The sequence below is a fragment of the Erythrobacter sp. SG61-1L genome (genome assembly GCF_001305965.1).
Classification (GTDB): domain Bacteria; phylum Pseudomonadota; class Alphaproteobacteria; order Sphingomonadales; family Sphingomonadaceae; genus Andeanibacterium.
In genome coordinates this window covers 1,083,626-1,097,519 of the sequence record NZ_JXQC01000003.1, presented here as the reverse complement: position 1 = coordinate 1,097,519, position 13,894 = coordinate 1,083,626, and the positions used below count along the sequence as shown (strand labels likewise).

Below are 13,894 nucleotides of genomic sequence, written 5' to 3'. Positions count from 1 at the left end.
CTCATTGGTGAAGAATCCCGATCAGGCGGTGGCCAAGGGCAAGGAAAGCGGCATCGTCTACAGCCTGTTCCGGGTTGTTCCAGGCCATGGTGACGACCATCCAGCGGCCTTGCTTGTCTTTCAGCATCCAGGAAAGGTCGATCACGCCGGTCTCCGAACCTCCCTTATAGGCTACATAATCCCATCGCGCGGCTTCGGCGGGGGACAGGGTAGTGTTGATCCCCAGGATCGCCATCGCTGTCGGATCGGCCATATCGCGCAGCCGCTGATAGATTCGGGCAATATCCTCGGCCGAAGCGAACCATTCGATGCTGTCGATAGCCGTGGGGCCGCTGCCGATGAACCTGCCGACATCGACATTGTCCGCGGTCAGCGCGGGTGCCCATTGCGCCAGCAGCGCCCGTTTCCCGGCACTGTCCGCAGCCCTGTAGGCGGCAGTTTTTACTGGGTCGCTCTTCAGGGCGAAGAATTCCACCGTGGTCAGCAGGGGCAGGGTGGCAGGTGGTTCGGCATGGCCAGAGGCGATCAGTTCCGCTTCGATGGCCTCCCGCCCAAGGGTGCGCATCAGCACGTCCGTGGCCGTGTTATCGCTGATGGAGATCATCATGGTCGCAAGTGTCTGCAATGTCACCGGCGCGCCTGTGGGCCAGTTCTGCATCTGCCCGCTGGGGATCGAAGGTGCATCGAGCGTAACCACATCGCTCCACCGCCGCTTGCCCGCCCTGATCTCCTGCGCCAGTGCTGAGAGGACATAGAGCTTGAAGGCCGAACCGATGGCCATTTGCTCGAACGGCTTTGCGGTCAGTGCGGAGCGGGGTTCATCCCCGTCGAGTATATAGACCCCGAAGCCGGTCTTGCCCTGCAAGGCACCGATCTCGGCCATGATCTTCATCGGCGTATCGCCGATGGGGGTGACTGCCCCGATGCGAAATCCGGTGACGAGATAGGGCTGCTGACTGTCGAGTTGCAGCGAAGCTGATGCGCGAGCCTTTTCGAACACCAGATCGAACGTGGCGGCGCCATTGCCCTTGTAAGATACTTCATCCACCGCCCGGATCGGGCCATTGCCCGCTACGAGCTGATCGGCGATAGCCTTGAGCTGCGAGGCCGGAACACTGGCAAGGAAGGTGGGCGAGAAGACGCGTTCCGCCGGGGTAATTCCTTCCAGCACCGCACGAATATCCTCTGCCCGGCCAGTTCTGGCATCTTCAAGCGCGGAAGTATCATCTTCCGCGAATGCCATGGAGGGCATGGCCAGGGCGAGGGCACAGGCGGCGATCAGAATCCTCATGCCGCAACGCTAGCGGATCGCGCCCAACATGCAATCTGGCCGCCCATTGAACAATTTCCTTTTCATCCCCCTTGAACCCGCAACCGATTGTCCCCAAATAGGTACTGCGGACCGGGCCCCTCTGGCGCGGCTCCAGCCTCTAAGGGCTGAGCTGCGTGATGTCGGACCGCATCGGATAGCACCGATGCCGGGTCCGGGTTCCAATCCCCCCTTCCTCGAGCATCGGATCAGGCTCGGTGCATCCGATCAAAACGCAATCGTCGTTTCGAAGGGAGCATTGATATGTCCAATCGTCTGTTCAGCCTGATGGAAAAGCACCAGAAGCTGGATAACGCCCTGCGCGTTGCCGAGCAGTGGCGTGGCCGCAATTCACTGGAAGTGGTTCGGCTCAAGAAGCTGAAGCTCGCCGTGAAGGACCGCATGGCACGCCTGTTGCGGAAGCCCGCCAGCCAAGGCGCAAGCTGACACAGGAAAATTGAAGCAGATCGCCCGTGGCGCCGGCCGCCGCGGGCGATGATGCGTTTGCGCGCCTGCCGTGCATTTTGGGGACATCATCATGGAACTTCTGTTTGCGGACTGGCTGGGCACGCCAGTCTGGTTCTGGCTGTCATTTGGCGTGATCGTAATTGGGCTGACCGCGTTTGACCTCGGCTTCCTGCACAAGGAAGACAAGGAAATGGGCGTGAAGGAATCGCTCAAGCTGTCCGCCTTCTATATCGGCGTGGCGCTGCTGTTCGGCCTGTGGGTCTGGTTCGAGCGAGGGCCGGATCTGGGCATGAAATACTACACCGGCTTTTTCATCGAGAAGGCGCTGTCCATCGACAATGTCTTCATCATCTCGGTGATCTTCACCTTCTTCGCCATCCCGCCGCGCTATCAATATCGGGCGCTGCTATGGGGTATCCTGGCAGTGATCGTGCTGCGCGGCTTGATGATCGCGGTGGGCGCGGCATTGGTTCAGGAATTCTACTGGACCCTGTATATCTTCGCAGCCTTCCTGATCTTCACCGGCATCAGGATGCTGTGGGCAGCCGACCACGAGCCTGACATATCGCGCAATCCGCTGATCAAATGGCTCTCCACCCATATGCGGATCACGAAGGAACTGCATGGCCCGCGCTTTTTCGTGCGGGAAGCAGATGTGAAGACGGGCAAGTTGGCACTCGCGGCAACGCCCCTGTTCCTGGCGCTGGTGGTGATCAATCTGGCCGACCTTGTGTTCGCGGTGGATTCCGTCCCGGCGATCTTCGCGATCACGACAGACACCTTCATCGTCTACACCAGCAACATCATGGCCATCCTCGGCCTGCGCGCACTCTATTTCGCGCTCGCCGCGATGGTGCACCGCTTCCACTATCTGAAATATGCGTTGGCTCTGGTGCTGGTCTTCATCGGCTCCAAGATCTTCATCGGCGATTTCCTGACGGAAAGCGGCAAGGTTCCTCCCGCGCTCAGTCTGGGAGTGACCTTCGCCCTGATCCTTGGCGGCGTGCTCTGGTCACTCTGGAAGACGGGCAAGGAAGAAGGCGGGGCGACCGCCTGATGTGACGAATTGGGCCGGTGCCCGGTCGAACGCTCAGGCGTCGATCAGGTCCCGGTCCAGTTCGCCCGCTCTGTTCTGGATGAAATTGAAGCGGTGCTCGGGGTTGCGGCCCATGAGCTGGTCGACCAGTTCCTTCACGGCGAAGCGCTGTTCGTGCTCGGCGGGCAGGGTGATGCGGATCAGGCCGCGGGAGGCCGGGTTCATCGTGGTTTCCCGCAACTGCTGCGGGTTCATTTCGCCAAGGCCTTTGAAGCGGCTGACTTCCACCTTCTTGCCCTTGAACTGGGTCGCTTCCAGTTCCGCGCGATGGGCCTCGTCGCGGGCATAAGTACTCTCCTTGCCAGCGGTCAGCTTGTAGAGCGGAGGCTGGGCAAGGAAGAGGTGCCCGCGCTTCACGATCTCCGCCATTTCCTGGAAGAAGAACGTCATCAGCAGTGTCGCGATATGGGCGCCGTCCACATCGGCGTCGGTCATGATGATGATGCGGTCATACCGGAGATTATCGGGGTTGCAGTCTTTCTTCGTGCCGCAGCCCAGCGCCAGTTGCAGGTCGGCGATTTCCTGATTGGCACGGATCTTGTCGGCCGTTGCGCTGGCCACGTTGAGAATCTTGCCGCGGATCGGCAGGATCGCCTGCGTCTTGCGGTCGCGCGCCTGCTTGGCGCTGCCGCCTGCGGAATCGCCTTCGACGATGAACAGTTCAGTTTCGCCATCGCCTTCGCCGGAGCAATCGGTCAGCTTGCCGGGCAGGCGGACCTTCTTGGCGTTGGTGGCGGTCTTGCGCTTGATCTCCCGCTCGGCCTTGCGCTTCAGGCGTTCGTCCATCCGCTCCATCACCGCGCCCAGCAACGCACGGCCGCGTTCCATATTGTCGGTGAGGAAGTGGTCGAAATGGTCGCGGATCGCGTTTTCGACCATCCGCGCGGCCTCTGGTGAGGTCAGCCGGTCCTTCGTCTGGCTCTGGAACTGGGGATCGCGGATGAAGAGGGACAACATCACTTCGCTGCCGGTGACGATGTCGTCGGCAGAAATGTCCTTGGCCTTCTTTTGGCCGGTGAGTTCGCCGAAGGCGCGGATGCCCTTGGTCAGCGCGGCGCGCAGGCCCTGTTCATGTGTGCCGCCATCGGGCGTGGGCACGGTGTTACAGTACCAGCTGTAGGAACCATCGGACCAGAGCGGCCACGCGATGGCCCATTCCACCCGGCCCATCTGTTCGCCTTCCGGGCCTGCCGGGAATTCCTGGCTGCCGCTGAAGAATTGCGCGGTCACACATTCGCGGCCTTCCACCTGTTCAGCCAGATGATCGGCAAGCCCGCCGGGAAACTGGAACACGGCCTCTGCCGGAACGTTTTCGCTGGTGAGCGAGGCAGCGCATTTCCAGCGGATTTCAACCCCGGCGAACAGATAGGCCTTGGAGCGGACGAGTTTGAACAGCCGCTGCGGCTTGAACTTCTGATCCCCGAAAATCTCGTTATCGGGCACGAAGCTGACGCTGGTTCCGCGCCGGTTGGGCGTAGGGCCGAGCTTCTGCAACGGCCCGAGAGTGATGCCCCGGCCGAATTCCTGCGCGTAAAGCTGCTTCTCCCGCGCCACTTCGATGCGGGTGAAGCTGGAAAGCGCGTTCACCACACTCACGCCCACGCCGTGCAGGCCGCCCGAGGTTGCATAGGCCTTGCCGGAGAACTTGCCGCCGGAATGGAGCGTGGAAAGGATCACTTCCAGCGAGGATTTGCCCGGAAACTTGGGATGTTCGTCAACCGGAATGCCGCGGCCATTATCGACGATGGTCAGCCGCCCGGCGCTGCCTTCCGGCCCTTCCTCCAACATCACTTCGATGCGGTTGGCATAGCCTGCCACCGCTTCGTCCATTGCGTTGTCCAGAACTTCGGCGGCGAGGTGGTGCAGCGCACGTTCGTCCGTGCCGCCGATATACATGCCGGGGCGACGGCGGACAGGTTCGAGGCCTTCGAGAACCTCGATCGAGGAAGCGTTGTAATCGCCGCTGACGGCAGGCGCGTTTTCGAACAGATCGTCGGACATCGATGCAGCTATAAGGCGCGGAATCGCGCCTTCACAAGCAGGTTGCGCGGGTTATCGTCAGTCCTCGAACCGATCGGGTGCAAGCGACACCACGTCGATCTTGCCCTTGTTGAACTGGCGCACTTCCATCGCGCGTTCGACAACGCCATCCGCACGGAAACGGAAGGGGCCGTCCACCCCAAGGAAGCCGCCGCTGTCGCGCATCCGGGCGAGGGGGAATGTCTGGCCCGGTTTCCAGTCGCGCGCGACGCGCAGGGTCAGCAGCACGGAATCGTATCCAAGCGTGGCGATCCGGTGCGGCGTGGAACCGAAGCGGCTCTTGTAGCTCTCCGCGAACTGGCCGAAGCCCCCATCGGAAATGGTGGAATAGAGCGCCCCGCGCAGCGATGCGGAATTGGCGAGGCTGGCATCGCCGCCCCACAATTCAGTGCCCAGCAGCAGCGGAGACGTAGCATTGGCCGCGCGCACGGCACCGGCGGCCTGAATGGACAGGCGCGGCCCTTCCGCGATCAGCAGGGTGTCGAACCCGCCCTTTGCCCTCAGACGCTTGGCAGCGCTGACGATGGAGGTGTTGCCGCGGTCGTAAGTCTCCCGGCCGGCAAGTGTCAGCCCGCTTTGCGACAGGGCATAGCGGAACGCGCTTTCGGCCCGCGCGCCATATTCGCCTTCGGGAACCAACAGGGCAACCTTCCTGGTGCCGAGTGTTTTGGCAAAGTCGATCGTCCGTACGATGGATTGTTCCGGGCTGACACCCATCACGAACACGTCATTCGTCGCGACCGAAGTGTCGTTCGAAAAAGCGATCAGCGGCACTTTGGCAGGGCGTGCACGGGACAGGATCGGCATCACATCGTCGGCAAGCAGCGGGCCGAGGATCAGTTTGTTGCCATCGGCCAGCGCGCGCGCGGCGGCACTGTCCGCCCCGGTTGCCGTGTCATAAGTGGTTATGCGCAGGTTTTCGGCATTGGTATCGAGCAGTGCCATCGTCGCGGCATTGGCGATGGATTGGCCGACATCGGCGTTGGCGCCCGACAGCGGAACCAGCAGGGCAACCCGGTGGCGGTCCGTATCGGTGGGAAGGGCGCCTTCGGTGGGCTTCGGGGCTGGGGGCGGACCCGGCTCGACCTTGGGGATGACCTTACAGCCCGCCAGAAGCACCATGGCCGCAATGGCCAGCGCCCTGCGCCGATTGATTGCTCCACCCAACATCTTGCCGCTCCCTGCAATCCTGTCCACAAGGCCTGAATGTCCAGCGCCGAACGTGAACCGTCCCTGACACCGGGGCTCTATATTGTTGCAACGCCGATTGGCAATCTCGGTGACATCACGATGCGGGCAGCCGATGTGCTGGCGCGGTGTGATGCAATCGCGTGTGAGGATACCCGCGTAACTGCCAAGCTGCTGAAACATCTCGATATACGCAAGCCGCTGTGGCGATATGACGACCATAGCGGTGAAAAGGACCGCGCCCGCCTGCTCGAAACCATGCGCAGTCAGGCAATCGCACTGGTGAGCGATGCGGGCACGCCGCTGATTTCCGACCCCGGCTATCGCCTCGTGCGGGACGCGCGGGATGAAGGTATTGCCGTTACCAGCCTGCCGGGCGCCAGTGCGGCGATTGTCGGGCTGACTCTGTCGGGCCTGCCTAATGATCGCTTCCTGTTCGCGGGCTTCCTGCCGGTGAAGGAAAAGGCGCGCGGAGACGCACTGGCTGAACTGGCGGGAGTTCCGGCAACGCTGATCTTCTACGAAACCGCGCCCCGTCTTGCCAAATCGCTGGAGGCCATTGGCGAGGTTCTACCTGGGCGCGATGTCGCCGTGGCTCGAGAACTGACCAAACTGCATGAGGAATGCCGCACCGGCATTCCGGCAGAACTGATCGCCCATTACGAGGCGCATCCGCCCAGGGGCGAGATCGTGCTGATGGTGGCCCCTCCGGGGGATGAGCCTGCGGGCGAGGTGGATGCCGATGCCTTGCTGATCGCTGCGCTGGAGCATGACAAGCCGTCTCAGGCGGCAGCGCAGGTGGCGAAGGCCACCGGGCTGGATCGCAAGATGCTCTATGCCCGCGCCATGGAGCTGAAGAGCCGGTGAGCCGCGCTCAGGCCGAAAAGCTGGGCCGCATGGCGGAAGTTCGCGCTGCCCTCTGGCTCAACCTTCATGGCTGGTGGGTGCTCGACAGGCGAGTGAAGACACCGCGCGGCGAAATCGACCTGATCGCCCGGCGCGGCCGCACCGTGGCCTTCATCGAGGTAAAGTGGCGCAAGCGGGGCGACGATCTCGATAATGCAATCGACGAATACCGCCTGCGCCGGGTGGCTGCAGCCGTGGAGGCTGTAGCCCATCGCTATCAAAAGTCGAAGGATTCGATCAGGATCGACGTCCTGCTCCTTGCGCCGGGGCGCTTCCCACGCCACATCGTCAACGCCTGGCAGCCCTGACGGGTTGCCGCCCAGACAAGACAACAGAAAGACCAGCCGATGGCCCTGCGCGTCGCCGTCCAGATGGACCCTATCGAAAGCATCAATATCGCCGGCGATTCCAGTTTCGCCCTGATGCTGAGTGCGCAGGCGCGCGGGCATGAGCTGTTCCACTACGATGTCGGATCGCTGACACTGGACGAGAACGACCGGCTGCATGCCATGCTGAAGCCGGTGACGGTCCAGCGCGAAGTGGGCAACCATTTCACTGCGGGCGAGGAACGGCGCATGGATCTGGGCAAGGACATCGACGTGATCCTGATGCGGCAGGACCCGCCCTTCGACATGGGCTATATCACTGCGACCCACCTGCTCGAACGGATCGAGAAAGAGACTCTGGTGGTGAACAATCCGGTCAGCGTTCGCAATGCGCCGGAGAAGGTCTTCGTGCTGGATTTCCGCCAGTTCATGCCGCCCACGCTCGTCACCCGCTCGGTCGAGGAAGTGCGTGCGTTCCAGAAGCGCCACGGCGCGGTGGTGGTGAAGCCGATCCACGGCAATGGCGGCAAGGCGATCTTCCGCGTGCCCGAAAGCGGGGACAATCTTTCCGCCCTGATCGAAGTCTTCAACCAGACCTGGCCCGAACCCCATATGGTCCAGCCCTTCCTCCCCGAAGTGGCTGAAGGCGACAAGCGCATCGTGCTGGTGGACGGCGAAGTGGCCGGCGCCATCAATCGTCGTCCGGGCGAGGGCGAGTTCCGTTCCAATCTGGCGCGCGGCGGTTCGGCCGAAGCAACTGGCCTGACGCCGCGTGAAGAGGAAATCTGCGCCGCGCTCGGCCCGCGCCTGAAGGAACTGGGCCTGATCTTTGTCGGTATCGATGTGATCGGCGGCAAGTGGCTCACCGAAATCAACGTGACCTCGCCGACCGGCATCGTCGCCATCGACAAGTTCAACGGCACCGATACTGCGGGTATGATCTGGGACGCCATCGAAGGCAGGCTCGGCCGCAGCTGAGCCTGCCGCTCAGTGGCTCAGATCGAATAGCCGCCGTCTATCGCCAGTTCGGCGCCGGTGATGAAGCGGCCTTCCTCGCTGGCGAGATAGGCTGCGAGGCCTGCCACGTCGCTGGCTTCGCCAAACTTGCCCGTTGCCAGAGCGGCGAGGGCAGGGGCCGCCCAGGGGCCGTCCGCCGGATTGAGATCGGTGTCGATCGGGCCGGGTTCGATCACGTTCACGGTGATCCCCTTCGGCCCGAGATCGCGCGCCGCGCCCTTGGTCAGGCCCACAAGTGCGGCCTTGGTGGCGGAATAGAGCGCGCCATAGGTGAAGGGCAGCCGCCGGGCATTGATGCTGCCGATAGTGATGATCCGCCCGCCCGCAGGCATGATCTTGGCAGCCTCGTTCATGGCGACAAAGGCGGCCCGAACATGCACGGCAAAGATATGTTCGTAATTGGCGAGGGTTGCTTCACCGATCAGTTCGGGCGTTCCGCCGCCCGCATTGTTGACCAGAATGTCCAGCCCGCCGAAATGATCGGCCGTGCCGGCAACCGCGCGCTCCACCGCAGCGGCATCGGCACTATCGGCCTCAATCGCAAGGGCATTGCCGCCATCCACCTCGATTTCCTCAACGATCTGCCGCGCAGCATCCGCCGAAGCGCGATAGGTGAAGGCCACCTTCGCCCCTTCAGCGGCAAAGCGGCGGACGATGCCCGCACCGATCCCGCGCGATCCGCCGGTGACGAGTGCGATCTTTCCTGCAAGGCGCCCTTGGCTTCCCATGATCCGATCCTACCTTTGACTGGAATTTCGCCAGTGCTAGGGCCTGTGCCGATCCGCGTCACCTCTCCCGAATGGCAAGACAAGCTTTTGGCCGCCTGCCGCCAAGGACTGGCGGACGGCCCGCCCGCAAAGGTTCCACTGCCCGCATCATGAATGAATTCATCCTCCATGTGATCGAGCAAGGCGGCTATCTGGGCATTGCGTTCCTGATGGTGATCGAGAACGTGTTTCCCCCGATCCCTTCCGAACTCATCATGGGGCTGGGCGGGGTCGCCGTGGCGCGCGGTACCATGGATTTCTGGCCCCTGCTGATTGCGGGCACTATCGGTTCCACGCTCGGTAATTACGTCTGGTTCCTTGCCGGGGACAAATGGGGCTATCGCCGCCTGCAACCGCTGGTGGACCGCTGGGGCCGGTGGCTGACAGTGGAATGGGAAGACATTGAACAGGCCAGCCTCTTCTTTCGCCGTCACGGGCAATGGGTGGTATTTATCCTGCGTTTCTCGCCCCTGCTACGCACGATGATCTCGCTGCCTGCCGGGCTTGCACATATGAAACATGGCAGGTTTCTCGCTTACACATTCGCCGGAGCCGGGGTGTGGAACGTGCTGCTGATTGGCGGCGGGCATTGGCTGGGCCGCTATTTCGAGGAATCCCAGCAATGGCTGGACTGGATCGTGATCGGGGGGCTGGCCGTGGGCCTTGCCGGCTATCTCTGGCGGGTCATCACCTGGAAGCCGCGCAGGGATCGCTAGGGACAGTTACGTCGGATTTTTCGTCATTGCGAGGGACCAACGGTCCCGCGGCAATCCAGGGCGGAAGCGCATTGGACTCTGGATTGCCGCGCGGCTTTGCCGCTCGCAATGACGAATCCAACCTGGCGGGATCGAACTCCGGACTCCCGCCCCCTCAATCCCCAAGCGGCCATTCATGCACCGGCATGCCGCTGCGCTGATGCTCCAGATAATCGGCGGTGAGGCGGAACAGGTCGCCATGTTTGCGGAAATGGGCGAGCTGCCACGCCGCGCCATTCTGGCCGGAGGCGATGCGCTGATCCACGATGTCCAGATAACGGTCGATCAGATCAGAGGGCACGCCCTGTTCTTCCAGCCCTTCGCGGGCGAGCGGAGCCAGCTTTTTCAGCACATTGCGAACTGGATGGACCTCGCCGTCGAACCAGCGGATTTCCGCCTCCATGCCGTGTTTCGCCGCCGCGTAGAAATTGCTGCGCGCCGCCTCGAAAGGCAGTTCATCCTCCGGCGCAGCGCAGCGATCCGCCAGCATGAACACCGCGCCGTAATAGAAGGCGGCATTGGCGATCATGTCGATCACGCTCGGCCCGGCGGGCATCACGCGCTGTTCGATGCGCAGATGCGGTGTGCCATCGTCGTCGAAGCCCACCAGCGGGCGGTTCCAGCGCCAGATCGTGCCATTATGCAGGCGCAGGCAGGGGAACTGGTCTTCCCCGTCGCCGCATAGGGGCAGCAGGGCGGGGTAACGGTCGAGGTTCTCGGCAAAGATCGCCGTCGGATCGGAACCCGCATAGCCAGTGCCGAAAGTCACGCGGTGGAGCGCCCTGTCGTCACCTGCCTGCTCGATTGCCTGTTCGAACAGCGGAATGCGCGTCTCGTGCCACAAAGGCTTGCCGAACAGGAACGGAGCATTGGCGGCCAGTGCGATCAGCGGCGCACTGAGGATCATGGAGGCATTGAGGTTCGGCCCGATCCGCTCTGGCGGAACCTGCAAGTGAAGCTGGAACGAAGTGGTGCCCGCTTCCAGCATGCAATCGAGATGCGTGGTTTTCAGATGCTCGCCCGCCGGATCGTGGCAATCGATGTCGATTGCCAGCGGACGCCCGCCGCGCAAGTGGATCATCTCATTGTTGAGCGCCACATAGCGGTTGGACGGGGTCATGTTCGCCAGCGAAAGATCGCTTTCGCGCAGGGTTGGCAGAGTGCCGATGGCAACCACCGTATCCACATCCTCATGCGCATTGGCGATGCAACGTTTCCAGGTCGCGTCCAGATGGTGTTCCATGGCCAGCAGGCCATTGCCTTCCAGCATTTCCGGAAAGGCATTCACTTCCACATTGAAGCGCGACAATTCGGCCACCACGAAGGGATCGCCCAGCCGCTCAAGGAAAGTCTGATTATGCGGGGCGGGGAAGTAGTTCCGGTCAATCAGCCATGCTTCCAGCTCCAGCCCGATGCGGGTGCCCTGCTTCGAAAGTTGGTTGGCCGCATGAAGCTCCATCAGCCGTGCAGTCTCGCGCCCAAGCTGAGCGGAAAAGCGGGTAAAATCGGCCTCTTCAAAACCTGCGGAACTGATTTCCTGTCCCAAGCGTGCCCCCACACCATGTCGATGACTGGGGGACTATGCCTCAGCGCTACCAATTCGCCAGCGGATTCTTAGGGGTTCTCCGGCAGGGGCCAGGAATCGGAATATTTACGCATTTCGGCCAATCATTTCGCGATGTTCACGATCGTCCTCGTCGCCCTGATCCTCATCAATCTGCTGACCGTCCTGCGTTTCTGGCAGGACAAGAGGTATGCGATTGCGGGCATGCGCCGCATTCCGGAAGCGGACCTTCTGGGCCTTGCCCTGATCGGCGGGACACCTGCAGCCTTTGCTGCGCGTCGGATGTTCCGCCACAAGACCCGCAAGGAGCCGTTCTCCACCCATCTTCAACTGATCGGGGTGCTGCAAATCGGCGGTATCGTAGGCTGGTATCTCTACTGATCAGCCACGCTCACGCGGATGCGCCTTGCGATAAGTGTCGAGGAGGGTGGCGGCATCCACCTTGGTGTAGATCTGCGTAGAACCAAGGCTGGCGTGGCCGAGCAATTCCTGCAGGCTCCTCAGATCGGCCCCGGCCCCCAACAGGTGAGTGGCAAAGCTGTGGCGCAGCGCATGGGGCGTGGCAGTGGCAGGCAAGCCCAAGGCCTGCCGCGCACGGGCCATGGCCTTCTGCACCATGCCTTGCGACAGCGGGCCGCCCTTTGCGCCGCGAAACAGCGGCTCGTCCTTGCTCAGCGGCCAGGGGCATTCAGCGGCATAGGCAGCCACTCCTTCGCGCACCAGCGGCAGGATGGGGACCACGCGCTGCTTGCTGCCCTTGCCGGTGATGGTCAGCGTCTCGCCCAGCGGCAGATCGCCGCCGGTGAGCGACAAGGCCTCTGAAATACGCATGCCCGCGCCGTAGAGCAGTAGCAGCACTGCCCGGTCCCGAGTGCCGATCCAGCCTTCGCTCGCGTTCTCGTCCACTGTCTCGGCCAGATTCAGTGCTTCGTCCGGTGTTACCGGGCGGGGCAGGCCTTTCTTGATCCGGGGGCCGCGCAGGCGGGGAGGGGCCGCATCGGCAAGCCCGGCCTTGTCACGCGCGAAGGCGATGAAGGCCTTGAGTGCCGAAAGCTCCCGTGCGGCGGAGACATTGCCGATCCCTTCGGCGCGCCGTGATGCAAGCTGCTGGCGCAGGGCAGGGCCTTCCAGCCGGGCGAGGGCTGGCCAGTCCGTATCGCCCAGCCCATCGAGCAGGCGGGCGGCGCTGGCGACATAGGCGCGGACGGTGTGGGGAGAGCGGCGGCGGCCTTCCGCGAGGTGGCCGTGCCACGCCTCGAGGATGTCGCCGCGCGTGGTCATACGGAAACGAGTTCCGCCGGGACGAGTTCACCCAGCAGCGCATCGAGCAAAGGCATACCCGCCTCGCTGACGATGATCCTTCCGCCTTGCTGTGAAACCAGGCCCTGTGCGGCGTAGAAATCCAGCCTGCGCCGGTCGATCAGCGCTTCCGGGGCGATGCCGAAGCGGGCGGACAATACGGGAAGGTCGATCCCTTCGGCCAGTCGCAGCCCCATCAGCAGTGCCTCGCTGGCCTGTTCGCTGAGGCCCAGTGCCCGTTCTTCCGCGATGCCGTGGTTCCGCGCCTCTATCGCAGTCAGCCAGTTCTCCGGCTTCTTGTGGCGGACGGTTGCCTTGCCGCCGCGGCGGCCATGGGCGCCGGGGCCTATGCCGACATAATCGCCATAGCGCCAATAGGTCAGATTGTGGCGGCTCTCTTCACCCGGCCGGGCATGGTTGGAGATTTCATAGGCAGGCAAACCTGCCGCCGCCGTCAATTCGCGGGTGAGTGTGAACAGGTCCGCCGCGGCATCGTCGTCCAGCGGAGTGAAATTGCCCTGCCTCACCATGGTGGCAAAGCGCGTGCCCGGCTCGATGGTCAGCTGGTAAAGCGACAGATGCGAAGTGCCGAAACCCAGCGCCCGTTCCAGCATCGCGCGCCATGCATCCGGCGTCTGCCCGGGCAGGGCGTAGATCAGGTCGAATGTGACCCTTGAGAATGCGCTCTGTGCCGTTGAGAGCGCGTTCAGTCCCTCTGTGGCATCGTGCAGTCGCCCCAGGAATTTCAGCGCTTCATCGTCCAGCGATTGCAGGCCGAGCGACACGCGGTTCACCCCGGCGGCGGACAAGTCCTTGAATTTGCTCGCTTCCACTGAACTGGGATTGGCTTCCAGCGTGATCTCGATCCCCGGTGCGAAGCCCCACAGGCGTTCGGCCTCTTCCAGCAGCTTCGCGACCAGTTGCGGCGGCATCAGCGAAGGTGTTCCACCCCCGAAGAAGATGCTTTCCAGCCTCTCGCCGCCCGCCAGTTCGGCCTCATGCCGCAGGTCTGAAAGCAAGGAATTCTGCCACATTTCTACGTCGACACGGTCCCGCACATGCGAGTTGAAATCGCAATAGGGGCACTTGGCGAGGCAGAAGGGCCAATGGATATAGAGCGCGCGCGCCATGCAGTGTTTCAGCAAGCATTAAGCGCGAA

General features: G+C 62.7%; 14 protein-coding genes. 7 read left to right on the top strand and 7 right to left on the bottom strand.

Annotation, left to right across the window (positions count from 1 at the left end):
- Position 1: 1 nt before the first annotated feature.
- Positions 2 to 1,291: a serine hydrolase gene (locus tag SZ64_RS05635; protein ID WP_054529920.1), complete on the bottom strand. Its 1,290-nt coding sequence runs from the start codon at positions 1,289 to 1,291 to the stop codon at positions 2 to 4.
- 282 nt (positions 1,292 to 1,573) lie between these two features.
- On the opposite strand from SZ64_RS05635, the gene SZ64_RS05630 reads away from it, so the two are divergent.
- Complete coding sequence (locus tag SZ64_RS05630) at positions 1,574 to 1,756, top strand: DUF465 domain-containing protein (protein WP_054529919.1); 183 nt, start codon at positions 1,574 to 1,576, stop codon at positions 1,754 to 1,756.
- Positions 1,757 to 1,847: 91 nt separating this feature from the next.
- Positions 1,848 to 2,834: a TerC family protein gene (locus SZ64_RS05625; protein WP_054532109.1), complete on the top strand. Its 987-nt coding sequence runs from the start codon at positions 1,848 to 1,850 to the stop codon at positions 2,832 to 2,834.
- Positions 2,835 to 2,867: 33 nt separating this feature from the next.
- Here the strand turns inward: SZ64_RS05625 and parE are convergent, their stop codons facing one another.
- Together parE and SZ64_RS05615 are read right to left on the bottom strand one after the other, a co-directional pair.
- A complete protein-coding gene (parE, locus tag SZ64_RS05620; RefSeq protein WP_054529918.1) occupies positions 2,868 to 4,874 on the bottom strand; it encodes a DNA topoisomerase IV subunit B in 2,007 nt (668 codons plus the stop codon).
- Positions 4,875 to 4,931: 57 nt separating this feature from the next.
- Positions 4,932 to 6,083: a penicillin-binding protein activator gene (locus SZ64_RS05615; RefSeq protein ID WP_054529917.1), complete on the bottom strand. Its 1,152-nt coding sequence runs from the start codon at positions 6,081 to 6,083 to the stop codon at positions 4,932 to 4,934.
- 36 nt (positions 6,084 to 6,119) lie between these two features.
- Between SZ64_RS05615 and rsmI the strand changes: the two genes are divergently transcribed.
- From rsmI to gshB, 3 genes are read left to right on the top strand one after another with little or no spacing between them, the layout of a single operon-like run.
- Positions 6,120 to 6,968 carry a 16S rRNA (cytidine(1402)-2'-O)-methyltransferase gene (gene rsmI / locus SZ64_RS05610; protein WP_054529916.1) on the top strand — a complete coding sequence of 283 codons (849 nt, stop codon included), beginning with the start codon at positions 6,120 to 6,122 and terminating at the stop codon, positions 6,966 to 6,968.
- Positions 6,965 to 7,315 (top strand): YraN family protein, encoded by a 351-nt coding sequence (locus SZ64_RS05605; RefSeq protein WP_054529915.1) that lies wholly within the window; start codon positions 6,965 to 6,967, stop codon positions 7,313 to 7,315. Before rsmI ends, SZ64_RS05605 begins: the two co-directional genes overlap by 4 nt.
- A 39-nt stretch (positions 7,316 to 7,354) precedes the next feature.
- On the top strand, positions 7,355 to 8,311 hold the full coding sequence (gene gshB, locus SZ64_RS05600; protein WP_054529914.1) for a glutathione synthase: 957 nt from the start codon (positions 7,355 to 7,357) through the stop codon (positions 8,309 to 8,311).
- Between the two features lie 17 nt (positions 8,312 to 8,328).
- Here gshB and SZ64_RS05595 read toward each other — a convergent pair whose 3' ends face one another.
- The gene (locus tag SZ64_RS05595) at positions 8,329 to 9,078 is read right to left on the bottom strand and encodes an SDR family oxidoreductase (protein ID WP_054529913.1); all 750 of its coding nucleotides are present in this window, start codon (positions 9,076 to 9,078) and stop codon (positions 8,329 to 8,331) included.
- Between the two features lie 149 nt (positions 9,079 to 9,227).
- Between SZ64_RS05595 and SZ64_RS05590 the strand changes: the two genes are divergently transcribed.
- Positions 9,228 to 9,833 carry a DedA family protein gene (locus SZ64_RS05590; RefSeq protein ID WP_054529912.1) on the top strand — a complete coding sequence of 202 codons (606 nt, stop codon included), beginning with the start codon at positions 9,228 to 9,230 and terminating at the stop codon, positions 9,831 to 9,833.
- A gap of 154 nt (positions 9,834 to 9,987) precedes the next feature.
- On the opposite strand, the gene SZ64_RS05585 is transcribed toward SZ64_RS05590, so the two are convergent.
- A complete protein-coding gene (locus SZ64_RS05585; protein WP_054529911.1) occupies positions 9,988 to 11,418 on the bottom strand; it encodes a hypothetical protein in 1,431 nt (476 codons plus the stop codon).
- Positions 11,419 to 11,550: 132 nt separating this feature from the next.
- Between SZ64_RS05585 and SZ64_RS05580 the strand changes: the two genes are divergently transcribed.
- A complete protein-coding gene (locus tag SZ64_RS05580) occupies positions 11,551 to 11,817 on the top strand; it encodes a DUF1294 domain-containing protein (RefSeq protein WP_054529910.1) in 267 nt (88 codons plus the stop codon).
- Here SZ64_RS05580 and SZ64_RS05575 read toward each other — a convergent pair whose 3' ends face one another.
- Both SZ64_RS05575 and hemW read right to left on the bottom strand, forming a co-directional pair.
- Positions 11,818 to 12,717 (bottom strand): tyrosine recombinase XerC, encoded by a 900-nt coding sequence (locus SZ64_RS05575; RefSeq protein WP_054529909.1) that lies wholly within the window; start codon positions 12,715 to 12,717, stop codon positions 11,818 to 11,820.
- Positions 12,714 to 13,865: a radical SAM family heme chaperone HemW gene (gene hemW, locus SZ64_RS05570; protein ID WP_054529908.1), complete on the bottom strand. Its 1,152-nt coding sequence runs from the start codon at positions 13,863 to 13,865 to the stop codon at positions 12,714 to 12,716. Before hemW ends, SZ64_RS05575 begins: the two co-directional genes overlap by 4 nt.
- Between the last annotated feature and the right edge of the window lie 29 nt (positions 13,866 to 13,894).